This window comes from Tepidanaerobacter sp. GT38 (assembly GCF_021991635.1).
GTDB lineage: Bacteria > Bacillota > Thermosediminibacteria > Thermosediminibacterales > Tepidanaerobacteraceae > DTU063.
The window spans coordinates 1-23861 of the sequence record NZ_JAFFJA010000032.1 but is presented as its reverse complement, the minus strand read 5'-3'; the positions used below and the strand labels follow the sequence as shown (position 1 = coordinate 23861).

27 protein-coding genes and 1 pseudogene are annotated in these 23861 nt (G+C 37.5%); 2 read left to right on the top strand and 26 right to left on the bottom strand.

Annotated elements, in window-relative coordinates; all coding sequences use genetic code 11:
- Positions 1-194: 194 nt before the first annotated feature.
- The 4 genes from JT739_RS05780 to JT739_RS05765 all read right to left on the bottom strand — a co-directional run bounded on the left by JT739_RS05780 (position 195) and on the right by JT739_RS05765 (position 4651).
- Positions 195-419: an alpha/beta-type small acid-soluble spore protein gene (locus tag JT739_RS05780; RefSeq protein ID WP_237660158.1), complete on the bottom strand. Its 225-nt coding sequence runs from the start codon at positions 417-419 to the stop codon at positions 195-197.
- 167 nt (positions 420-586) lie between these two features.
- Positions 587-2608, bottom strand: coding sequence for an ATP-dependent DNA helicase RecG (gene recG / locus JT739_RS05775; protein WP_237660157.1), 2022 nt, complete (start codon positions 2606-2608; stop codon positions 587-589).
- 12 nt (positions 2609-2620) lie between these two features.
- Positions 2621-4270: a DAK2 domain-containing protein gene (locus JT739_RS05770; RefSeq protein ID WP_237660168.1), complete on the bottom strand. Its 1650-nt coding sequence runs from the start codon at positions 4268-4270 to the stop codon at positions 2621-2623.
- 27 nt (positions 4271-4297) lie between these two features.
- Positions 4298-4651, bottom strand: a complete 354-nt coding sequence (locus tag JT739_RS05765) for an Asp23/Gls24 family envelope stress response protein (protein ID WP_237660156.1) — start codon at positions 4649-4651, stop codon at positions 4298-4300.
- A 146-nt stretch (positions 4652-4797) separates the two neighbouring features.
- On the opposite strand from JT739_RS05765, the gene rpmB reads away from it, so the two are divergent.
- A complete protein-coding gene (gene rpmB / locus JT739_RS05760) occupies positions 4798-4986 on the top strand; it encodes a 50S ribosomal protein L28 (RefSeq protein ID WP_237660155.1) in 189 nt (62 codons plus the stop codon).
- 28 nt (positions 4987-5014) lie between these two features.
- On the opposite strand, the gene spoVM is transcribed toward rpmB, so the two are convergent.
- The 16 genes from spoVM to JT739_RS05685 all read right to left on the bottom strand — a co-directional run bounded on the left by spoVM (position 5015) and on the right by JT739_RS05685 (position 18696).
- Positions 5015-5098, bottom strand: coding sequence for a stage V sporulation protein SpoVM (gene spoVM, locus JT739_RS12905; RefSeq protein ID WP_370642585.1), 84 nt, complete (start codon positions 5096-5098; stop codon positions 5015-5017).
- A 13-nt stretch (positions 5099-5111) separates the two neighbouring features.
- Entirely contained in the window at positions 5112-5270 is a 159-nt protein-coding gene (locus JT739_RS05755) for a hypothetical protein (protein ID WP_237660154.1), read from the bottom strand.
- A 77-nt stretch (positions 5271-5347) separates the two neighbouring features.
- Positions 5348-5998, bottom strand: coding sequence for a ribulose-phosphate 3-epimerase (gene rpe / locus JT739_RS05750; protein ID WP_237660153.1), 651 nt, complete (start codon positions 5996-5998; stop codon positions 5348-5350).
- A 32-nt stretch (positions 5999-6030) separates the two neighbouring features.
- On the bottom strand, positions 6031-7899 hold the full coding sequence (pknB, locus tag JT739_RS05745; protein ID WP_237660152.1) for a Stk1 family PASTA domain-containing Ser/Thr kinase: 1869 nt from the start codon (positions 7897-7899) through the stop codon (positions 6031-6033).
- Positions 7896-8651, bottom strand: a complete 756-nt coding sequence (locus tag JT739_RS05740) for a Stp1/IreP family PP2C-type Ser/Thr phosphatase (protein ID WP_237660151.1) — start codon at positions 8649-8651, stop codon at positions 7896-7898. Before JT739_RS05740 ends, pknB begins: the two co-directional genes overlap by 4 nt.
- 4 nt (positions 8652-8655) lie before the next feature.
- Entirely contained in the window at positions 8656-9687 is a 1032-nt protein-coding gene (gene rlmN, locus JT739_RS05735) for a 23S rRNA (adenine(2503)-C(2))-methyltransferase RlmN (RefSeq protein ID WP_237660150.1), read from the bottom strand.
- Positions 9688-9690: 3 nt separating this feature from the next.
- Entirely contained in the window at positions 9691-11043 is a 1353-nt protein-coding gene (gene rsmB / locus JT739_RS05730; RefSeq protein ID WP_237660149.1) for a 16S rRNA (cytosine(967)-C(5))-methyltransferase RsmB, read from the bottom strand.
- Between the two features lies 1 nt (position 11044).
- Positions 11045-11836, bottom strand: a complete 792-nt coding sequence (locus JT739_RS05725; RefSeq protein WP_237660148.1) for a DUF116 domain-containing protein — start codon at positions 11834-11836, stop codon at positions 11045-11047.
- On the bottom strand, positions 11814-12761 hold the full coding sequence (gene fmt, locus JT739_RS05720) for a methionyl-tRNA formyltransferase (RefSeq protein WP_237660147.1): 948 nt from the start codon (positions 12759-12761) through the stop codon (positions 11814-11816). Before fmt ends, JT739_RS05725 begins: the two co-directional genes overlap by 23 nt.
- Before the next feature lie 2 nt (positions 12762-12763).
- A complete protein-coding gene (gene def / locus JT739_RS05715) occupies positions 12764-13228 on the bottom strand; it encodes a peptide deformylase (protein ID WP_237660146.1) in 465 nt (154 codons plus the stop codon).
- 11 nt (positions 13229-13239) lie between these two features.
- Positions 13240-15432 carry a primosomal protein N' gene (priA, locus tag JT739_RS05710; RefSeq protein WP_237660145.1) on the bottom strand — a complete coding sequence of 731 codons (2193 nt, stop codon included), beginning with the start codon at positions 15430-15432 and terminating at the stop codon, positions 13240-13242.
- 28 nt (positions 15433-15460) lie between these two features.
- Positions 15461-16669, bottom strand: coding sequence for a bifunctional phosphopantothenoylcysteine decarboxylase/phosphopantothenate--cysteine ligase CoaBC (gene coaBC, locus JT739_RS05705; protein ID WP_237660144.1), 1209 nt, complete (start codon positions 16667-16669; stop codon positions 15461-15463).
- A gap of 8 nt (positions 16670-16677) precedes the next feature.
- Positions 16678-16887 carry a DNA-directed RNA polymerase subunit omega gene (rpoZ, locus tag JT739_RS05700; RefSeq protein WP_237660143.1) on the bottom strand — a complete coding sequence of 70 codons (210 nt, stop codon included), beginning with the start codon at positions 16885-16887 and terminating at the stop codon, positions 16678-16680.
- Positions 16856-17542, bottom strand: coding sequence for a guanylate kinase (gene gmk, locus JT739_RS05695; protein WP_237660142.1), 687 nt, complete (start codon positions 17540-17542; stop codon positions 16856-16858). The genes rpoZ and gmk overlap by 32 nt, the downstream gene beginning before the upstream one ends.
- A complete protein-coding gene (gene remA, locus JT739_RS05690; RefSeq protein ID WP_237660141.1) occupies positions 17511-17804 on the bottom strand; it encodes an extracellular matrix/biofilm regulator RemA in 294 nt (97 codons plus the stop codon). The genes gmk and remA overlap by 32 nt, the downstream gene beginning before the upstream one ends.
- A gap of 19 nt (positions 17805-17823) precedes the next feature.
- Entirely contained in the window at positions 17824-18696 is an 873-nt protein-coding gene (locus tag JT739_RS05685) for a YicC/YloC family endoribonuclease (RefSeq protein ID WP_237660140.1), read from the bottom strand.
- Between the two features lie 180 nt (positions 18697-18876).
- Here JT739_RS05685 and JT739_RS05680 point away from each other — a divergent pair, with 180 nt between their 5' ends.
- Positions 18877-20640, top strand: coding sequence for an NFACT family protein (locus JT739_RS05680; RefSeq protein ID WP_237660139.1), 1764 nt, complete (start codon positions 18877-18879; stop codon positions 20638-20640).
- Here the strand turns inward: JT739_RS05680 and pyrR are convergent.
- From pyrR to JT739_RS05650, 6 genes and pseudogenes are all read right to left on the bottom strand, one after another.
- Positions 20629-21165, bottom strand: coding sequence for a bifunctional pyr operon transcriptional regulator/uracil phosphoribosyltransferase PyrR (gene pyrR / locus JT739_RS05675; protein ID WP_237660138.1), 537 nt, complete (start codon positions 21163-21165; stop codon positions 20629-20631). The two genes, JT739_RS05680 and pyrR, sit on opposite strands and share 12 nt — an antisense overlap.
- A gap of 1 nt (position 21166) precedes the next feature.
- Entirely contained in the window at positions 21167-22093 is a 927-nt protein-coding gene (locus JT739_RS05670) for an RluA family pseudouridine synthase (RefSeq protein ID WP_237660137.1), read from the bottom strand.
- Between the two features lie 13 nt (positions 22094-22106).
- Entirely contained in the window at positions 22107-22556 is a 450-nt protein-coding gene (gene lspA, locus JT739_RS05665) for a signal peptidase II (protein WP_237660136.1), read from the bottom strand.
- 87 nt (positions 22557-22643) lie between these two features.
- Entirely contained in the window at positions 22644-23285 is a 642-nt protein-coding gene (locus tag JT739_RS05660; protein WP_237660135.1) for a TraR/DksA C4-type zinc finger protein, read from the bottom strand.
- Positions 23286-23316: 31 nt separating this feature from the next.
- Positions 23317-23604 carry a DUF5665 domain-containing protein gene (locus JT739_RS05655; RefSeq protein ID WP_237660134.1) on the bottom strand — a complete coding sequence of 96 codons (288 nt, stop codon included), beginning with the start codon at positions 23602-23604 and terminating at the stop codon, positions 23317-23319.
- A 40-nt stretch (positions 23605-23644) separates the two neighbouring features.
- Positions 23645-23861, bottom strand: a pseudogene (locus JT739_RS05650) (hypothetical protein); the annotation flags it as partial.

Genomic DNA, 23861 nt, shown 5'->3' with positions numbered 1-23861 from the left:
AACTTGGTTTTTTTGTTGCTTTTGCTACAAATCTTGAATATTTTTGTTAAAGAATGTTTATACTATGACTGTAATAAACTTTCCCCATAAGCTCTTCCTCCGGTTTCTCCTCTCCCAATGCCGGCATTTTCGCCGGCATATTATATTGACAAAAAAGAACAGACTCAAAAACTGAGCCTGTTCTTTTTATTTATTTATTGAGTTGTCGTTCCGCCAGCTGCACGTCTTTGATAATCTTCAATCATCTTTCTTACCATATGGCCACCGACAGCACCACAATCTCTTGAGGAGTAGTTACCCCAGTAGCCATCTGCAGGGGCCTGAATTCCAACTTCTTTTGCTACTTCATTTTTAAATTGTTCCATAGCTTTATAAGCTTCAGGAACAACTAGTTTATTTCTTTTTTGACCTAATGCCATTTTTAATTTCACCTCCTTTGTTTCTGTATTCTTAATATAACCCAAGAAAAAGTCTATATACTAGCACAATCTGCCTAGCTGTCCAATCGATGCTTTAAATGTTTTTTACAAAAAAAATAAACGACCATACAAGTAGCCTTAGGCACATATGTATCGTTTATTTACATTTATATATTGATTTTTAAATCAAGCGAATTTTTTAGATTTGCATATTCAGGCAAAGCAAGATATCCCTTATCTAATATCTCCTGTGCCAATTTTTGAGTTGTCTTGAGAGTCCCCATATCTTTTGTAAAACTTGCAAACTTAAATTCGAAAAAGCCATGCTGTTTAACTCCTAAGAATTCGCCAGGGCCTCTTAATTCTAAGTCCTTTTGTGAAATTTCAAATCCGTTATGACAATTCATTAAATAATTTAATCTTTCCCTTGCAATTCCCTGATTGGAACTTGATATTAAAATACAGTATGACTTTAAGGCACTTCGGCCGACTCTGCCCCTTAATTGGTGAAGTTGAGCAAGGCCAAACCTTTCAGCACTTTCAATTATCATCAAGGTGGCAAAGGGTACATCTACTCCCACCTCTACAACGGTCGTTGCCACAAGGACTTGAATTTCTTTTGCCAAAAATTGTTTTAGTATCCTGTCTTTTTCTTCTTGTTTTAATTTGCCGTGAAGCATTTCAATTTTTAAATTGGGATATTCCCGCTGCAGATATTCTTTATGCTCTTGCACATTAATGATATCCAATTCATTTTCTTCAACGGCGGGGCATACCACATACGCAAGATGACCTTTTTTCACTTCGGCTGCCATAAAATCATAAACTCTTTTTCTCATATAGTCTTGTACAACATATGTTTCTACTTTCTGTCGGCCTGACGGCAAGGTATCGATTATTGATATATCTAAATCGCTGTACAGCACCATGGCTAAAGTTCTCGGTATAGGTGTTGCACTCATAACAAGGACATCGGGATACTGACCTTTATTAACAAGATTTTCTCGTTGTTTTACCCCAAATCGATGTTGTTCATCAGTTATAACCATGCCTAATCGTTTAAATTCCACATCTTCTTGGATTACAGCATGTGTTCCTACTAAAACATCTATATCTCCCTTTTTTAACTTATCAAGGCGGTTTTGCCTATCTTTTTTACTAAGCCCGCCTTTTAGTATGTCAATTTTGATACCATGAGATTTTAAGAACCGTTGTAGAGTTTGAAAATGCTGCTCGGCCAAAATCTCAGTTGGAGCCATCATAACTCCTTGCAAACCATTCTTTGCTGCTAAATACAGTGCAGCACAGGCCACAAGAGTTTTTCCGGAACCAACGTCTCCCTGAACGAGCCTGTTCATAATATACTCACTTTTAAGGTCTTTAATAATGTCATTTATAACCTTTACCTGCCCAGAAGTTGGAGAAAATGGCAATTTAGATAAAAATGGCTTTAAATCTAAACAATTGTAAATGTTTTTGCGCTTTTGGCCTTTAAGATAAATTTTTGACAAACCAATGCTTAAGTTAAACAGCAACAATTCCTCGAAAATTAACCTTTCCCGGGCTTTTTCCAGTATCGTAAAGTTTTTAGGAAAATGGATATTTTTAATTGCGTCTTCCAATGATAAAAGGTTATGCTGTTTCAATATACTCTGCGGCAATGTTTCTTTCAGATTGGATATAAGTTCAAGGGCACTTTTAACTGTATTTCTAACAAGATTTTGTGAAACTCCTTTAGTCAAGGGATATATAGGTCGGATTCTTTCCAGTTTTATTGGTTTGTTTTTGTCTAACTTAACCCACTCAGAGCTTGAAATTTCAAAAGTCCCAAAATTCTTTTTTACTTTTCCAATCAATAAAAGCTTCTGACGGGGGTAGAATCTTTGTTGTAAGTAAGGTTGATTAAAAAAAACCGCATAGCCATTGTTCTGTCCATCAAAAACAGGTACCTTAGTTATGTATAACCCCGAAAGTGCTTTTTTGCTTACTGCATTGCCTGTAACGATACATGGAAAAGCTGCAATTTGATCTTCTCTACCCTGTTTAAATGTCAATGGCGACAGGTCTTGATAGTCTCTGGGAAAATAAAATAGGGCATCCCTAATTGAGCAAATTCCTAGTTTTGAAAGCAGTTTGGCTTTTGCCGGTCCAATACCTTTAATATTTGTTATATCTGCCGATAGGTCCACTAAATCACACCCTTATTCCACAGAAACAATATAATAATACAGGCTTTGACCTCCTGAATAATATTCTATATCAAATTCATCATATCTTTGTGTCAATATATCAACGGTCTTCTCCACCGCTGACTCTTCAATGTCAGAGCCGTAATAAATTGTAATCATACCTTCCTCTTTACCTTCTGTCATAAGCTCAACAAGTTTAATAATGACTTCCTCTATATCTGTACCTACAATCTGCAGTTTGCCATCTATTATGCCTAAAATATCGCCTGTTTTTATTTGAGTGCCATTATACTGAGTATCCCTAACTGCATAAGTTACTTCGCCCGAAACCACGGTTTTAATGTTTTCACTCATATTTAAAATATTTTCTTCTATAGAAACGTCTGGATTAAAGGCAAGTAAAGCTGAAATTCCTTGCGGTATGGATTTTGTAGGTAAAACGTGAATATTCTTTTTTGATATAGACTTAACTTGCTCTGCCGTCAAAATTATATTTTTGTTATTTGGCAAAATAATAATATCATTATAGCCTGTCTTTTCTACCACAGACAAAATACTTTCTGTGCTTGGATTCATTGATTGGCCACCTTCAATGATATCCGCACCTAAACTTGAAAAAATCTCATTTAAACCTTGACCGGATGATACAGAAATTACACCTATCTTTTTATTATCGCTTTTATTATCATAAAGCTTATCGTAGTTTTCATTACTTTCTACTGAATTACCTATCATTTCTTTATGTTGAATTTTCATGTTATCGATCTTTATATTTGAGAGTTCGCCCCATTTTAAAGAGCTGCCAAGTACTAAATCAGGCCTGTTGGTATGTATGTGGATTTTCGCCAATTCTGCCGTACCTGTGACAATCATTGAATCTCCTAAACTTGACAGTTCTTTTTTTAATGCCTCCATGTCTATTGCATTTCCCGTTATGAAAAGTTCAGTACAATACATGTATTTTATTTCTTGATAAGTCTTACTGTAGCTAATGTCTCCAGCAGAATCAACAACAGAAGATTGATATGCAGTAGAAATATCCAGCTCAGGATTTTTTATAACTTCAAGAAACCCCATCATTAAAAAAAGCAAGCCTTTTCCGCCAGCGTCTACGACATTTGCCTCTTTTAATGCTTTTAACATCTCAGGGGTTTTAGCCAATACCTTTTCACCATATTTTAATGTGTTTTCAAGAATAATTGATAAGTCATTTGTGCGCTTTGCCTCGGAAATCATTTTATCAGCAGTTTCCCTGGCCACCGTAAGTATAGTGCCTTCCACCGGCCTCATTACTGCACGGTAAGCAGCATCTACACCGCTTTTATATGCTAAAGCCAGTTCCATGGAGCTTAAACTGCTCTTATTGGCAGGAATGCCTTGTGCAAAGCCTCTAAAAAGCTGTGATAATATAACTCCCGAATTGCCTCTGGCGCCCATCAGCGAACCCCAGGCAGCTTTGTCGGCGACCTTTTTTAAATCAGCAGAAGATACTTGCTCCAATTCCTTTACAGCCTGGTCCATTGTGAGTGACATGTTTGTACCAGTATCACCGTCAGGCACTGGAAACACGTTTAAAGAATCTACTACTTTTTTATTTTGTCTCAAAACAAAGGCAGCATAAGTTATTGCCTTTTTGAGCAAATTAGCGTCAATTCTTTCCATCACCAATCCAGAATACCTCCCCATTTCTTACTTTGTCCTTACTCCGTGAACTATTACATTTATTTTATCGGGGCTAAAACCCAGTGTGTTTTTTAATACGAAGTCGACTTTTTCAATTACATTGTGGGCTACTTCGTGTATCTTAGTACCATACTGCACTACGATATAAAGGTCAACTGTAAGCACATCTTCACTGATTTTTACCTCAACGCCTTTGCCTAAGTTTTCCCGGCCTAAAAGCTCAGTTATCCCATCACTCATTTTCCTGGAGGCCATTCCCACTAAACCATAGCAGTCCATAGCAGCATTTCCGGCAATTATAGCTATAACTTCTTTAGATATATGAATTTCACCTAAAGCGTTTTTGATTATATTCTTCAACAGGTTTCCTCCCTTCAAGCTGAATCTTTATAACCATTATAATATATTTTTTGTGTTTTTCATATTTATTAATTGATTTTTCTTGGTTGCAGTTGACTTACTTATATGATAAAATACTTTTGTCATACATAAGAGGAGGTGCAATAATGGCAAAGTGCGAAATTTGTGGTAAGTTGCCCAGGAGAGGCTTTAAACTAAGCCATTCCCATATAAGATCTAAGCGTACATGGGCTCCAAACATCCACAGAGTTAAAGCCGATGTGGATGGTCACATAAAGCGTATCAAAGTATGCACCGGGTGTTTACGCTCCGGTAAAGTAAAGAGAGCTCAATAAAAATCAGCGTGCCAGGTAGCACGCTTTTTTAATCCCCATGACCGAACAGACCAAGTAAAGTTTTAACAAATTTGCTAAGGGCTCTTGGGAGTTTTACAACATATATCCGCATCAACCCACCCCTTTCACCATTTAGTGGTAAATAATAACCATCCAAACCAAATCAAAAAACCTCCTGTAGCTAACATCCAGATCCAAGATGGGAGCCCTACTATCAATACTGCTATACCGGTAATTGCAGCACATATGCCTAGTATTTGCTTTATGTTAAGGTGCCTCCACACTTTGCCACCCCCCGCTGGCAAAAATCCCCGGTTATTTTATTATATTCAAACAACGCATTTTGTGATACCAAAAATGATTAAATGCACTCTTTTAATTTTTTTATTACCTTTTCAGGATTACTGGAGTTATATATAGCAGAACCTGCTACTAATATATCCGCTCCAGCATCTATTATTTTTGATGCGTTATTTTCATTAATGCCTCCATCTACTTCAATTAAAATCTCCGAATTGCTTTGACTTAAAATTGCTCTCAGCTCCGATATCTTATGGAGCATTCGGGGGATGAATTTTTGCCCACCAAAACCTGGATTGACACTCATAATAAGTACTAAGTATATATCATCGAGAATATATTTTATGGTATCTAAAGGGGTGGAGGGGTTTAAAGCAACCCCCGGCTTAATACCTTTATCCTTAATATGCGTCACTAATCTATGTAAATGAACGGTAGATTCCACATGAACCGTAACTATATCAGCACCCGCCTCAATAAATTCATCAACATACTTTTCCGGATTGTCAATCATTAGATGAACATCAAATGGTAGGCTAGTCTTTCCTTTTAGGCAGGATATAACCGGTGGACCCAAAGTGATATTTGGCACAAAATGACCATCCATCACATCTATGTGTAAAAGATCAGCACCACCTTGTTCCACTCGCTTCACTTCTTCTGCCAGGCAACTAAAATCCGCAGATAAAATTGAAGGAGCTACTTTAACCACAAACATAACCTCTTTCTTTTATAATTTTGATATTATCCATTTCCTTTAAAATAGAGTATGTCATTTAGCCATACTTCTATTTCCATATTCCCGACACCTTCTACGGGAATACTTAACGGGCTATCTTCGGGAGAATGCTTTTCAAGATATACGGTGCGGTTTTTGCCCAAATCATCTGATACAATTACTTTAACAGTTATCTCCGAAGGCTCAGAAGGCAAAAGTATAGGCTCAACTATTATTCTCTTTGTTTCAGCTGGACCATTGCTCACTACTAGTGTAATCGAAGTTCCAGGTTCCATCAGCTCATATGGTCTAGGACTTTGTTCAATTACCGTATTTTTCGGAGCATCATCGGTCTTCTTTGAAACACTATATGCTATATTCTGGTTTTTTAATATTTTTTCTGCTTCCTCTAACGTTTTTCCAACCAGGTTCGGTACTTCTACAAGCTCAGGCCCTAAACTTACAGTAAAATTAATCATCTCTCCTTCTGAAAGAGTAAGGCCGGCTCTAGGATTTTGGTCAATTATTACTCCTTCCGGTACTTCATTAGAATACTGCCGAATGATCCGACCTGGTTCAAAGCCACTATTTTCTAGCAGAGCAATACCTTCTTGCTCTGTCCTGCCAATTATATTGGGAACAGTGCTGGCTTTTGGCCCTTTACTTATTATTAAATCAATTGGAGGTCGATTTGTCTTTACCCTCTGACCGCCCTTTGGATCCTGGTCTATTACCTGCCCTGCTGGAGCGGTATCGAAAACTCTATCCGCTATATTATAATCTAGATGGTGCTCTTTTAGCTTTTGTATAGCCTCTTCTTCAAACATACCTATGACATCTGGAACTGTAGTTTCTGGTACCTCTAAATATTTTCTCGCTAAATTTGCTCCAAGATATGAAAATATTCCAAACAGCAAAACAAAAAGGGCTGCGATGCCTATACCTCTTAAAATGTTCCTTGGCCTTTTTCTTTTAGAAGTGGAGTTAGTAGTTGTACCAGTAGGAAATGGATTGTTTGTTATATTGTCCATAATCAAAGTATGTTCTATATTGCCAGGTTTGAAATTGGCTACTTCCGGACTCAATAGTGCTCGCCTTAAATCAGCCTTCAAATCTTCAGCACTTTGATATCTATCATCAGGGGATTTGGCAAGACATTTTTGCACTATAGCTTCAAGTTGCCTCGGAAATCCCGGAATTATATTTGAAATCAACTCCGGTTGTTCCTGAATTTGTTTTAAGGCTATAGATACAGGAGTTTCCCCATTAAAGGGCAATTTGCCTGTAAAAGCTTCATACAACACTATGCCAGCAGAGTATAAATCAGAACGCTCATCAACAGTATCACTTCGTGCTTGTTCGGGTGAGAAATATTGAACGGAACCAAATACGTTGCCAGTATTGGTGATGGTAGAGCCACCTGTTGCTCTAGCAATGCCGAAATCTGTCACTTTGACTCTGCCATCAGATGTTATCATTATGTTTTGGGATTTTATATCCCTGTGAACTATCTTATTTTTGTGAGCACATTCCAATGCATCACATATTTGAATTCCAATTTCAATAACTTCCTTGACAGGTAAAGGTGCTTTTTCCTTTATTAAATCCTTCAAGGTGTGGCCTTCCACATATTCCATAACTATGTAATAAAGACCATCTTCCTCTCCAACATCATAAATACCCACAATGTTCGGATGAGATAGGCTGGCTGCGGCTTGAGCTTCTCTTCTAAAACGCCTAACGAAGTCTACGTCCTCAGCAAATTCCGGTTTTAAAATCTTTATGGCTACAATTCGATTGAGCAAAGTACATTGAGCCTTGTAAACAAAAGCCATGCCCCCGCCGCTGATTTTCTCTAAAATTTTATACCTGTTTCCCAAAATTTTTCCTATCATGATTTCCACATCCCCACTTTGCCTGCTTTAATTATTCCAACGGTAATATTATCATGGCCACCTTTAGAATTTGCCTTTTCAATAAGCTTCAGAGCTGCCTCCTCAGGTTCGAAACTGCAGACAATGTTTTTAATACTGTCATTATCCAGCATATTTGTTAAACCGTCACTGCACAAGACGATAATATCATTATCTTTCAAATCAAACTCCATAATATCCGGTTCTATAATTTCATCGGTGCCCAACGCTTTTGTAATTATGTGGTTCATTGGATGGTTTTTAGCTTCTGTCATGGTTATACGACCTTCTTCCACCAATTGCCACACCAGGGAGTGGTCCTTAGTCAACTGTTCTATATTATTATCCCTTATTCTGTATGCCCTGCTGTCACCCACATGGCCTATATATAAATTGCCGTTATGAAACAGAGCTATTGTTATTGTCGTACCCATGCCTGAAAACTCACTATGCTGTAATGACAAGGAATGTATTTTTTTATTGGCAGTAATTATAGAAGATTCCAATATTCTTTTTACTTTCTGGGCGTCACAGTCTTTAGATAAATTGCTATTAATATATGAGGAGACTTCATTAACAGCAATTCCACTTGCTATTTCTCCGCCTTGGTGACCTCCCATTCCATCGGCTACTATATATAATTCGGGAAAGTTGCTATTTTTTTCGGGAAAATAAAATGCATCTTCATTGTTCTGTCGAACTTTCCCCACGTCACTTTTTATTACCCCTATCATCTTTTCACCTCTTTAATAAACTTCGCCGGAGCTGACCACAGGCGGCCTGTATGTCACTGCCCAATTCTCTGCGAACTGTTGTGGATATGCCGCTGGAAGAAAGTATTTTTTCAAATCTATGGACCTGAGAAGGAGTGCTTCTTTTATAAATTTTCCCTTCCACCGGATTAAGAGGTATTAAATTAACATGACACAACATATCTTTCAACAAGTTTGAAAGCTCATAGGCACATTCATCACTATCGTTCACCTGAGAAATTAGTGCATATTCAAAAGTAATTCGCCTTTTTGTCTTCATTATATAATATTTACAAGCATCTAACAATTGTGAAATAGGATATCGCCGATTTATCGGCATCAAGCAGTTTCTAATCTCATCATTGGGAGCGTGAAGTGAAACTGCAAGTGTAATGGGAATGCCTTCATCTGCTAGGCGAAAAATTTCTGGCACTATCCCACAGGTAGATACGGTTACTCTTCTAAAACTTATATTAAATGCAATAGACATATTCAAAACCTTCAAAAACTGTATTAGCTCATCATAATTTAAGAGGGGCTCTCCACTACCCATTACAACGACTCTGCTCACTTTTTCCCCGGAATCTTTCTCAATAGCAAGCACTTCATCTGCCATTTCTGACCACAATAAATTTCTCACCATGCCTCCTTCTGTTGAAGCGCAAAAGGCACACCCCATTGAACATCCTACTTGGCTGGAAATACATGCAGTAACACCAAATGAGTATTTCATTTTAACGCTCTCCACCAAATTTGCATCTTCAAGCAAAAACACATACTTTACAGTTTCATCCAGTGCCGATTCGTATTTTTTGTAAACATCGATCATGCTTATATAAGCATGATCATTGAGTTTACCTATTAAAGTTTTAGGTAAATCTGTCATTTTTTCAAATTGAGTTTGCCCTTTATAGATCCACTTAAAAATTTGTCTTGCTCTATATGCAGGCTCACCTATTTGTCTTAGAAATTCTTCTAATTGAGTAAGCGTAAGTCTTTTTAAATCGATTTTGCTCAATTATCATCCCTCAAACCTTGACTTTTTTAATCGGGCTACAAAGAAGCCATCTGTCCCGTGAATATGGGGGTACAGAGTAATATAACTGTAAGGCTCTTTTAGATCTTTATGAAGCGGTTTGGGCAAATACGGTCTTAAATCATCATAAGCAAAATCTTTGTTTTTTGCAAGAAAATCCTCTACAATTTTCTCGTTTTCTTCCGGCTCTATGCTACATGTGCTGTAAACTAAAAATCCGCCAGGCTTTACATATTTTGAAGAGACTGCAAGGATTCTCTCCTGCTCTTTTTTTAAGGCACTTATATCTTCAGGCTTTTTTGACCACTTTATGTCAGGTTTCCTGCGGATAACTCCCAATCCAGAACATGGCGCATCGATCAAAACCTTATCAAACCTCTCTAGCATTGCCTCATCAAGAATTTTTGCATCTTTTACTTGCGCCTTAACAATGGTAGCTTTTAATCGTTTAGCGTTCTCCTCTATGAGCTTCACTCTATGTGGATGGATATCCCATGAAACAATTTCTCCCCGATTTTGCATCAGAGCCGCCATGTGTGTGGTTTTGCCTCCTGGAGCAGCAGCCACATCAAGAACTTTGTCATTGGCTTTTGAACCCACTGCAAGTGATGCAATTATTGAACTTTCGTCCTGGACAGTAAAAAGGCCGTCCTTAAAGCTTTTTAACTGGTAAACAGGCGGCGACTTTACAATATATAAAGCTTCTTGTGCAAGGTGTCCGGGAACAGCATCAGCACCTTCCTCGTTTAAACGCATTAATAATTCTTCCTTGGTTGTTAAAAGGGTATTTACCCTGATGCACAATCTTGGTGGCTCATTAAAAGCTTTACACAATCTTTCGGTAAAATCTGCACCAAATAAATAAAGCCATCTAGTTATAAGCCACTTAGGGAAAGAATAGTAAATAGATAAATACTCTACTATGTCTTTATCTTTACTTGGATAGGATACCCGCTCTCTGTTTCTAACAGCATTTCTTAAGACAGCGTTAGTAAAATTGGCAGCTCTTTGCCCTTCATATTTTTTTACTAAATCCACTGATTCATTAACTGCAGCAAAATCCGGCACCTTGTCCAGAAAATATGTCTGATATATACCCAATCTTATGGCATTTTTGACAAAGGAAGTCATCTTAGATAATTTTATTTTGGAAAATTGCGATATTATATGATCCAATAAAAGCCTATTTTGTATAACTCCGTTAACCAATTGGGTAACCAGTGCTTTGTCTTTTTGAGAAAGGTCATCTGTTAAATATTGACTTAATAGCAGGTTGCTGTATGAGCCGGCTTGGGTTTTTACAAGTATAGATATGGCCAGTTCCCTAGGACTTTTCAATTTATGTTTGCTCCTTCCCTTTTATAAAAAAATCTATTGCTTCTGTTACTTTAGCCAAATCAACCCGTGTATTTTTACATGGTCCTTCAGGTCTTATATTTAATATTCCCATTACCGGCAAAGGATTTGTGTCAATTATACCCTCTGTTAAATCCCTTTCACAAGCAATTGCAATAATTGCTTTAGGTTTGGTATCCTTAACTTTTTTTCGAGCCAATGTCCCTCCAGTAACCACCGCAAGATTTACACCATACTTTTTACTTATCATGAGCAGTTTGTCTATATCGCATTTGCCGCAATGACGACAGTTTGATGCATCGGTGGTAATTTTGTGTGGACAGTCCCACTTCTGCAAGCAGTGAGGTGCCAGAATAAGTATGTCTTCAGGTTTTAAACTATAATTGCGGCTTTGAAGCAATTTGTTGTTTACTTCAATGTAAGAACTTTTGATAACATCATTAGGTATGCGCAGCATTCTCCCTACAGCCAAAGCTAAGGGGAATAGCATGTTAATAGATGCATTCATTAAACCTTCTAAACCAAAGAATCGCTTAACGCTCAATAAAGTCATCACAACACCAGCAAGGCCAATGCTTACTATTAGAATAAACAAACTAAGTACTGCAATTATGGCAAGTAATACATAACGATACCAGGAACCAAATCTATTATAATAGATTAAAATTCCTGACAGTATCATGCCAAAAATCAGCAGCACGCTGACCGAAAGCAAGCCTATAAAAACTCTCTTTTTTATTTTTGTAGTTTCTCTATTTTGAACAAATGTCTGCAAAGAAATCTCCCTCTTTAAAATGGTGACCTGCTAAATACTCCGTGGCTTTCATGGGTTTGCCGCCAGCTTCCTGAAGTTCTGTTATAAGAAGGTCGCATGTGCCAGTGCCTACAAGAAAGCCTTCGTTTTTTATCAAACCTCTAAACTTGCCGGGAGCTGGGTCTTTGCCGGAGTCATAAAGCCTCGCCTTAAATATTTTAATTACCTTGCCATTGCAGGTTGTATATGCACAAGGCCAAGGATACGTACCCCTAATGAGATTGAAAATATCCTCAGCGCTTTTGGACCAATCAATTTCCCCAATTTCTTTTTTCAGCATCGGGGCATAGGTTGCTTTTTCATGGTCCTGGGGTAGCCGAATTATGTTGCCGGATTTTATGTAATCAAGAGTCGTAAGCAGCAATTGCCCCCCTAAAACTGATAATTCTTTAAAAAGATCCAGCGATGTCCAATCGTCTCTTATCTCTATTGATTCCTGTAGAAAAATATCTCCCGTATCCAAACCTTCATCCATCCACATTGTTGTTACACCGGTAACTTTTTCCCCATTAATAATTGCCCACTGAACCGGAGCTGCTCCTCGGTATTTAGGCAAAAGCGAAGCGTGTACATTTATACAGCCTATTTTTGGTATTTCCAAAACCTTACGTGGAAGTATTTGTCCGAAAGCAACCACTGTGATTAAATCAGGCTTTAAAGAATCTAAAACTTTTATAAAATCTTCATTTCTAACTTTCTCTGGCTGGTATACGGGAATATCGTATTTCATTGCCACTTCCTTTACGGGCGGAGGAGTAATTATCCTCTTTCTGCCAACAGGCCGATCCGGCTGCGTAACAACTGCTATAACGTCAATATTTTCTTTTATCATATTTTCAAGGGGTGTTGCTGCAAATTCAGGAGTACCCATAAAAACAACTCTCATTTTTATCCCTCGCTATCAGGTTCAAGAAATTTTGTAACTTTATCAACAAAAAGTATCCCATCTAAATGATCTATCTCGTGGCAAAAAGCGCGGGCAAGCAGGTCTTCTCCCTCAATTTCAAAAAAATTCCCCCATCTGTCCTGTGCTCTTACCTTTACGCGCTTAGGCCTGGGTACTTCACCTAATACACCGGGTATACTAAGACATGCTTCAGGCTGTGTTATTTCCCCCTCACTTTCTATGATCTCAGGATTTATCAGCTCAATAGGTCCCTCTCCTACATCTATTACGACTACCCTTTTTAATATGCCTATTTGCGGCGCAGCAAGGCCTACACCCTCTGCCTCAGCCATAGTTTCAAGCATATCTTCAATAAGAGTATGCAGTCGTTTATCAAATACCTCTACTTTTTTCGACTTTTTTCGTAAAACTTCATCGCCATATTTTCTAATTTTTCTTAATGCCAAAAGATTCCCTCCTATAGCAAATCCTGCGGGTCCATGTCCCAGGCAATATCTACGCGGCTGTTGTCGTTTATAGTCTGCAGCTCATTGCAAATTTCAGTTAAGACTTGTATTTTTATGCTCTTTAATAAAATATTATATCTGTAATTTTCTTTGATCTTTGATTTGGGTGCCGGAACTGGACCGTATATTTCAGCTTCTTTATCATACTTTTGATATAAAATTGCTCTTATATTCTCGGCTTCTCTCTTAACTTCCTCCTCATGACGGCCTTTAAATCTTATGTTTAGTATATGGCAAAAAGGCGGATATACTGCTTTGTATCGCATTTTAAGCTCATCTTGATAAAAACCTGAAATATTCAGATTGCAAGCCGCCTTTATGGCAAAAGATTCTGGCGCATACGTTTGTACATAAACTCTACCAGGAGTATCACCTCTGCCAGCTCTTCCAGCTACTTGAGTTATAAGCTGAAAAGTGCGCTCACCACACCTAAAATCCGGCATGTTCAGTGCGGTATCGGCACTTATGATCCCGACAAGTGCAACATTGGGAAAATCAAGGCCTTTAGCCACGGCCTGAGTGCCTATTAAGATTTGAGCAGCCCCCTTTTTAAAGTCAAACAGCATTTTTTCCATTGAGCCCTTTTTAGACGTAGAGTCAGAATCGATTCTAAGTGTCCTGCAGTCCGGGAAAAACCTCCTGATTTCCTGCTCTATCTTTTCTGTGCCAGCTCCAAAATATCGTATATTTTCACTGTTGCACTTAGGACATAAATCCGGTGCTTTTACAGTATAGCCGCAATAATGACATTTAGCACTTTTTTCATTAAAATGATATGTAAGCGAGATATCACAGTGCCTACATTTCAGTACAAAACCACAATCCCGACAAATGATAAAAGTAGAATGACCTCTTCGATTTAAAAAAAGGATCACCTGTTTATCAGCTTCTAATGTTGCTTTAATCCCTGCTAATAACTTGCGGCTAAAAATATGACAATTGCCTGATTTTAGCTCTGCTTTCATATCGATAATTTCCATTTTGGGCAACGGCCTTCCCGAAACCCTTTTTGTCAGTTTAACAAGGGCGTATTCTCCTTTGGCTGCCTTATAAAAGGATTCAACTGAAGGTGTAGCGCTTCCCAAAAGCAGCATTGCATTTTCATGTTTTGCACGAAATTGAGCCACCAGCCTTGCATCATAATAAGGATGCTCTCCATTTTTATATGATGCCTCATGCTCTTCATCAATGATAATCATGCCCAAATCCTGTATGGGAGCAAAGACTGCGGACCTTGCCCCAATAACCACTGAAGCACTGCCCGAATAAATCCTTTGCCATTCGTCAAATCGCTCTCCTGGTGAAAGCCTGCTGTGAATAACAGCTGTTTTCCCGGGAAATCTTTGATGGAATATGGAAAGCATTTGCGGTGTCAATGAAATCTCAGGTACTAAAACAAGAGCTCTTTTTCCTTGACTTAATACATTTTGTATAGCTCTAATATATACTTCAGTCTTTCCGCTTCCGGTGACACCATAAATAAGTGTTGTCTTTTTCGAGCTGGAAAAGATATTATTTATTGTTTCTATAGCGCTTATCTGTTGCTCTGTTAATTTGATGTCCTTTGAGCTGTCTTCAGCACTTAATACAATAGGTTTTCTTCTAACAGCTCTATACTCTTTTTTTACAATTCCTTTTTCAATGAGAGCCGTCAACGCTGACCTAACTGATGAAATGGAAATCTCAAGTTGTTCCGATATATTTTGGGCTGTAGAAGGACCATTTTTTACAATAAACTCACACACTTGTTTTTGGATAAATGCTTTATTTGATATGGCTTTATCGACAGAGCTAATAAAATAGACAGTTAAATTTTTTGTGCTTGCTTTCGGAGGCAGCATCAGTTTTAAAAAATCAATAAGGGCTGTGCCGTAATATTTAGCAAGTTCCCTTGATAAATGCACAAGAGAGTTCGGCAAAGATACAGTTTCTTTGCTGATAATTTCTTTGAGCTTAAACTTTGGAACCTGGTTTAACTCTGTAAGTTGTGTCACCACACCAGATACTCTTACGTTGTTAAAGGGAACGCATACTAAGTCACCTACATTTATCGAGGAGGTCAGATGCTCTGGAACAAGATAAGAATATTCTTTTTTGGCTCGTGGATGTTTTACATCAACAGCTACAGAAGCGGTTATAATCAAAAAACCTCCCCCTTAAAAAACAAAAAACCTAAGACATCCGGTTTTGCAAATATAAGAGCACCCTATTTAAAATCTCATCTGCTAAATCTCGTTTTAGCATCTTAGGCAGTTTTTCGATTCGTCCGTCACTATGCAAAATCGTAACAATGTTGGTATCTTTAGCGAATCCTGCACCGGCTTCAGTAAGATCATTTAATACAATAAAATCCAAATTCTTTCTTTTAAGCTTATCTTGAGCATTAACTATTGTATTGTTGGTTTCTGCCGCAAAACCTATGAGAACTTGATTGGATTTTTTATTTCCTAGTTCTTGTAGGATATCTGGATTCTTTTTAAGCTCTAAAGTCATATTTGAATCTTGTTTTTTTATTTTTTCACCTTTTATATTCTTTGGTGCATAATCAGCTACAGCTGCCGACTTTATAACTACATCAACATCTGCATAATGCTTCATAACGGCACTGTACATTTCTTCTGCAGTATCAACACGTATAAATCTCTCCAAGCCTAAGGGAGGGGTGAGATTTGTTGGGCCTGATATCAAAGTTACTCTTGCCCCCCGCTGAACCGCCTTTTCAGCAAGAGCATAGCCCATCTTTCCGGAAGAATGATTTGTAATAAATCTTACGGGGTCTATAGGTTCTCTGGTAGGACCTGCAGTTATTAAAAACCTTTTGTCTTTCAAATCACCGTCTTTGCCTAAGATAACTTTTATATGTTCAACTATGTCTGTGGGTTCGGGGAATCTGCCCTTCCCACTGTATCCGCAGGCCAAGTCACCTTCTTCAGGATCCAAGACAGTAATTCCCAGCGCTTTTAATGCAGCGATATTTCGCTGTGTTATAGGATTTTCGTACATATTTACATTCATGGCTGGCACGACAATTATCTTGGCTTTAGTTGCAAGTAGGGTTGATGTGAGCATATCATCAGCTATTCCCGCTGCCATTTTAGCAATGATATTTGCTGTAGCAGGTGCCACCAAAAATACATCCGCTTTATCAGCCAGAGCCACATGTTCTACTTCCCAGCGAGATGGCTCTTTAAACATATCAATGATTACCGGGTTTTGGGACACCACCTGGAAAGTCAGTGGTTTTACAAATTCACATCCTGATTTTGTCATGATAACTTGAACTTCACAGCCTGCTTTCTTTAAAAGCCGCACCAGTTCCACTGCCTTGTATGCTGCTATACTGCCTGTAACACCCAGTACCACAAATTTACCCTTGAGCATATTTCACCTCAACTGCTTTTTCTGGTCTTGTCTCTGTAGATGGCAATTTTTTGTGCATCCAATTCAAATAAAGCTAATGAAACCGGTTTTTTCGTTTTTACATCAACCATTGCTTTTGCCCCGTCTACCAATTGACGAGCTCTTTTTGCTGCAGCTACAGCAAGGGTATATTTACTATCATATTTTTCAATAAGTGAGTCTATGGACGGCTGCATCATCGCCGCATTCCTCCCTTAACTTTTGTAATAGCTTTGTGTTTCTTAATACTTTACACCTTTCCGCTAAGATTATTGATTGTAACCGCAAAGCTGCTTGGTTTAGGTCGTCATTTAAGACGATATAATCATATTCTAGTGCAGCTTTTATCTCCTCAGCAGCGCATTTAACTCTAAGCTCAATTGAGTCCGCACTATCAGTGCCCCGCTTTGTAATTCGTTTTTTTAGCTCATCTATGCTAGGTGGAGATATGAAAATAAAAACTCCCTCCGGATAATTTCTCTTAACTTGAGCAGCACCCTGAATATCTATTTCAAGAATAACATCTTTGCCCTCGCGAAGCTGCTTAAAGACTTTATCCTTTGGAGTACCGTAGTAATTATTATAAACCTTGGCCCATTCTAAAAATTCGCCTTTTTTTATTTTATCCTCAAAAACTTCAGTGCTCATAAAATAATAATTTTGACCATCTATCTCACCAGCCCTCGGCGGCCTTGTTGTAGCAGAAATAGATAGAAAAAGATTTTCTACGCTATCAATAAGCATATTGCACAATGTCCCTTTGCCTACACCAGAAGGACCAGATACAACAATTAACATACCCGGACTTGTAATTGACTCCAAATTACTCATCCATTTGCTCGCTTTCATTTTCATCTTCATCTTCCATTGAGTTTTTATCATTGCTTAAACGATGGGCTACCGTTTCGGGCTGAACTGCAGATAAGACCACATGATCACTGTCAGTTATAATAACTGCGCGTGTCCTTCGACCATATGTAGCGTCAATTAGCATACCTCGATCTCTAGCCTCTTGAATAATTCGCTTTATAGGAGCAGATTCCGGACTCACTATAGCAATGATGCGGTTTGCCGATACTATATTACCAAATCCTATGTTAACAAGTTTAATATCCACACTAATACCTCCTGAATCTTCATTCTATGTTTTGAATTTGCTCTCTTATTTTCTCAAGTTCGCTTTTTATATCTATAATTTCCCTTGAAATACTATAATCCGATGCCTTTACGGAGATTGTATTTGCCTCGCGAAACATCTCTTGAGCAATAAAATCCATTTTTTTGCCTACAGCTTCATCGGAACTCGACAATTCTTGCATTTGAGCAATATGGCTTTTGAGTCTGACAATTTCTTCAGTGATATTGGATTTCTCTGCAAATATAGCAACTTCTGTTTCTATTCTAGATTCATCCAATGATACATCTGTATACAATCTTTGGATATTAGCCATCAACCTCTCTTTATACTCCAGAGGGACCAATTCTGCTCGCTCTTCGATTTGCTTTACTTTACTTTTTATAAGTTCAAGCCTTGCACTTAAATCGTTCCAGAGGTTTTCGCCCTCCTTTGTCCGCATTTTAATAAGACCTTTTAGAGCTTCATCCAAGGCAGGCATTAAAGATTCCCACAGTTCTTCTTCTGCTACAGAATCTTCTTCCAGTTTTAATACATGTGGCATTAATGAAAGGAGTGACAACGAAACAGGTCCTTCAAAACCTATTTCATCTTTTAATTCTATCAATTTTTTATAGTAATTGCTAGCAAGACATTTGTCAATTTTTATATTAACTGGAAGGTCTTCACCATACAAATTAACGTAGACGTCAAGTCTGCCTCGTATTATTTTCCCCTTTATATAATTTTTTATCTTATCCTCCAAAAAAAGCCATGGTTTTGGTAATCTTACAAACACCTCCAAAAATCTATGATTTACTGAACGTATTTCTACAACGAAATGAAATTTGCCTTGATTTTCACCACGGCCGTAGCCGGTCATACTTTTAATCATGTCAAACTCCCTTTATGTAAACAATAAAATAATAAATCCATTAAACCAGGGATTAGCCCTGGTTTTCTCAATAATCGTCCAAATTATTATATCATTTAATTATGTTTAAAACAACAAATATTGACCCTTCAAAAAGCCTGGCTTTAATGTTATACTAAATTCCAATAAGGAGGTTTTTTTATGCCTTTTGACGGAATTGCACTTTACGGAACAATCTATGAACTAAGACAGTTACTTGAAGGAAGCATTATAACCAAAATCTATCAACCAAACAAACTTGAACTTGTTTTTTTTATTGCTCACAAGAGAAAAGAATATAAACTGCTATTGTCAGCTGATTCTATAAACTGCAGAATTCATATTGCAAAAACTGTAAACCAAAACCCATCATCTCCTCCAATGTTTTGCATGCTGCTTAGAAAGTATCTTTTAGGAGGAAAAATTAAATCTATTTTACAACGGGGTTTAGAACGCATTGTTGAAATAACAGTATGCAATACCGACGAATTCATGCAACCTAAGGAATATATGTTAATTGTTGAGATAATGGGAAAACATAGCAACATAATATTAACAGACCGTCAAAACACAATAATAGACTCTATAAAGCGAATAAGTTTTGAAGTAAACAGATATAGAGAAATTCTGCCTGGAAAAACTTATTTAAGTCCTCCTTTGGAAGAAAAGATAAATTTACTGTCGGTAGATGATAAAGACATTTTTCATTCAATTAAAAAAGCAACCGACTCACAAATTCAAAAAACCTTGAGTAAATGGATTTTAAATAGCTTTGCTGGATTTTCGGGGCTTTCGGCTCAAGAAGTTGCTATAAGAGCAGGTGTTTTCCACGAAATTCCTGTTAGTGAACTAAGTATCCCACAAATTGAACAAATCACAGAGGTCTTTTCCGAGCTCAGGCAAAGCTTGCTAGAACATAATTTCAAGCCCCATGTTTATTTGGATCCAAAGTCTAAAGAACCTATTGATTTTTGGATTTTCCCCATGGATCTCTACCAAAAAGAACATAAGACATCAAATTTTAACGTCAACGAAGCTATTGACTTTTTCTTTATGCAAAAAAAATCTCTCCTGGAAGTTAATAATTTAAAACATATTTTAAAATCGCACGTTATAAAACACATTAAAAAACTAAAGCAAAATCTACGGTATCTCCAAGAAAAGTTAAACAAAACATCGGATTTAGATAAGTATAAACTGTGGGGCGAACTTTTGTCAGCCAATTTATATCGAATAAAACCCGGTCAAAGCCAAGTTGTGTTGCCAAATTTTTATGATTTAAATGAAGAGATAGTAATACCTTTAAATGAAAAGCTATCACCATCACATAATGCCCAAATTTTTTTTGACAGGTATAAAAAATTAAAAGCCACTAAACGAATTGTGGAAGCAAGAATAGAAGATGCTTTAATGGAATTAGAATATCTGGAAAGTACTCTTCTCAACATTGAATACAGCCAGAATATGCAAGACCTGTCAGAGATCCAACAGGAATTGGAATCACAAAATTATATTAAAACAGATAAGCAAAAAAAGGGTAAACCTGAAGTGTCAAAGCCCTTACAATTTAAATCTTCTGATGGTAACACAATCTACGTAGGCAAAAACAACCATCAAAACGATATTCTTACTTTTAAAAAAGCAAAGCCTGATGATATATGGCTGCACGCCAAAAATACACCAGGCTCACATGTAATAATTGAAACACAAGGAAGAGATGTAAGTGAACAAACATTAACAGAAGCTGCCATTGTGGCTGCATACTTTAGCAACGGTCGTAACAGCAGCAATGTTCCTGTAGATTATACACTTGTTCGACATGTCAAAAAGCCATCGGGGGCCAAACCCGGTTTTGTCATATATTATCATCAAAAGACTTTGTATGTAACACCAGAGGAAAGCATTATAAATAAACTATCGTTTTAATATTACCACGCTGTTCTCTCCGTCTACTTCGGTTAACCTAACTTCTATTATTTCTTCCCGGGATGTGGGGACATTTTTCCCCACATAATCTGGTCTTATTGGCAGTTCGCGATGCCCTCTGTCTATCAACACTGCCAATTGTATGGTCCTGGCACGCCCTAAATCTGCCAGGGCATCAAGGGCAGCTCTTACTGTTCTGCCTGTGTATATAACATCATCTACCAAAATTATTTTTTTATCAGTAATTTTAAATGGTATTTCGGTTTTTTGCACTAGCGGCGATGGCGCAAGGCTTGATAAATCGTCACGATACAAAGTTATATCTAAAATGCCAACGGGGATCTCCACACCTTCAATTGAATAAATATAATCAGCCAATCTCCTGGCAAGGGGTACCCCCCTCCGTCGTATACCTACCAGCGCCAAATCCGCTACACCTTTATTTTTTTCTATGATTTCATGGCTAATCCTGATTAGCGCACGATTTATTGCCTTTTCGTCCATTATACGCGCTTTCTCTTCCATTTCACTCCCCCATTTTTTCTTTTCTTAATATTTCTAATATAGAGTTCATATCATCTGGTATCGGTGCCGTAAACTCCATATATTTCCCTGTGCTCGGATGACAAAAACCAAGCTTATACGCATGAAGTGCTTGCCCTTTTATATTAAAAGGCGGCTTTTTTCTGGAATAAACAGGGTCTGCTACAACCGGATGGCCTATAAATTGCATATGAACTCGTATTTGATGGGTTCTGCCAGTTTCAATGGTAACTTCAAGAAAGGTAAAATCATTAAATCTCTCGATTACTTTAAAATGTGTAACAGCTTCTCGAGAACTCTTTGATGCAACTTGCATCTTTGTCCGTTTTACATCATGTCTTCCAATAGGAGCATTTATGGTAGCCTTATCTTCTTTAACATTTCCCCATACTAAAGTATAGTAAACTTTAGTGACCTGACGGTTTTTAAACTGCCTCGATAGGCTCATATGCGCATTATCGGTTTTTGCCAAAACTATGGCACCTGACGTATCTTTATCTAATCGGTGGACTATACCTGGGCGCATTAGGCCGCTTCTTGCCGATAAATCCTTAGTGTGGGAAAGCACAGCATTTATAAGTGTGCCGGAATAATTTCCTGGAGCGGGATATACTACCATACCCCTAGGTTTGTTGACAACTAAAATATCTTTATCTTCATAGATTATATCTAATGGAATATTCTCAGGAGTTATGGAGGGCTCAGGCGGTGGTGGAACATCAACTGATACATGGTCTTTTTCCTTTAGCTTATAGTTTGGCTTGACTACAGCTCCATTTACCTTCACCCAGCCTTCCAATATGCCTTTTTGCAAAAAACTTCTGGATTCTTGTAAGTTTTCAGCTAAAAAGACGTCCAATCTTTTTCTAGCATCTTCTTTTGCAATCGTAATTTCGTGTTTATGGCTCAAGCTCTACCTCCTGTTACTTGATTTGCTTTTGAAAATCCGGGTGAAACATAATAAGATAGACTAAGATTATTACACCAACAACTATGGCACAGTCAGATATATTAAAAACCGGCCAAATCCGAAAGTCCAAAAAATCAACTACATATCCATATCTCAATCTATCTACTAGATTCCCTATAGCCCCACCTAAAATCAATGCCAATACAATTTTTAAAACGTTGTGTTTTATTGGATATTTTATTAAAACAAATGCGATTATTAAAATAACCGCCAGTGAAATCGCCGTTATAAAAAAAGTTTTGCCATTAAAAATGCCAAAAGCTGCTCCCGGATTTTGAACATATGTAATATGAAAGATGTCGTTTATAACGGGGATTGTCTGATATGGCTTCATGTGCTTTTGCACCAGATATTTTGTAAACAAATCCAAAGCTAAAATTAAAAAACTAACAATAAAATGCAAATAAACTACCTCCAGGTCTTATGATTTTATCCAAATTATATAATACCCCACTTTAAACTTCAATGCAAAAATGCCCTATAAGGGCATTTACTTTTCCAGTTCATTTTTATCATCTTCAGCTGTATCTACTTCATTATCTAAAATAGCATCAATTTCTTCAACTATTCCCAGCTCTTCGTTGCCATCCTCATAAGTTTCAGTGTAATCTACAGCTCCAGGTATGTCCTGGGGCCCGCTAGATGTGCCGTATCTTGCAACATCCTGCCAGGCATCTTCACCATCATATCCCACTTCATCAGTTCCATCGCGAAAACTTCTTCCAAAGGGAAATCCTAAGACTTCCTCTTCTAGCGGCCTTCTGCTATTTTCCTCTTGATTTTCCGCTGATTTTTTACAATCAATGCAAAGGGTGGTATAAGGCAAAGCCTTTAGTCTCTCCTCTGATATAGGCTTTCCGCAATTTTCACATATCCCATAAGTCCCTTCACTGATTCTGTCTAAAGCATGGTTTACTTTCATAAGCAGAACCTTTGAATTATCTTTTAAGCCTAAATCTTTAGCTCTTTCAAAGGTCTCTGCCCCTAAATCTGCCGGATGATTGTCATAACCTGATAGTTCACCTATAGAATTCTTTAAAGGCTCTGAACCGCGCTTTGATAAAGACTCCATCTGTTTTTCAAGCCGACTTTTTAAACTCTCTAGCTGCTTTTTATAATATTCTAGGTTCAAGTTGGGCCTCCTTAGTTTCTATAATGATATTTTAAAGCTGTTTTTGAACTATCTTAATTATATCGGCAATAAATGTACCTATTATTGGCAATCTTAAAATCACAATGCGCTGGAGAATATAAATAACTAAGGCGCCTAAAAGAGTAAAACCTACAGCTGTGCCAAAGCCTCTGGCAATACCACCTATGAAATTTAGGTACAATAATCTTTTTGGGTTTCTCAAGAGCTCAACATATTCAGCTAAGTTAAGCCTTTCAATATTTAAGGATAGTTCATCAATTTTTTGGCTAAGCTTTTCATAAGTTTTGTCATCAGCCATATGGATTCCCTCAAAAGTACTTTATCCAACTGGGCTATTTTTATTCCTGTAATTCTTCATCTGTTACTAAGTTTTCAACTTCCTCCTCATTTGCAGTTGCAGCTTCTAATACAGCATCACTTTGCAAGTCGCTATTGGTATCGGGAAATATATCCAGCTCCAAAGAATCTAAATAATCTAACTGAGATTGAAGAAAATTTTTAAAACGTATTTTATATAAATAAAACTGCTGTTTTAATGAACTGCCCCCTGTCAAG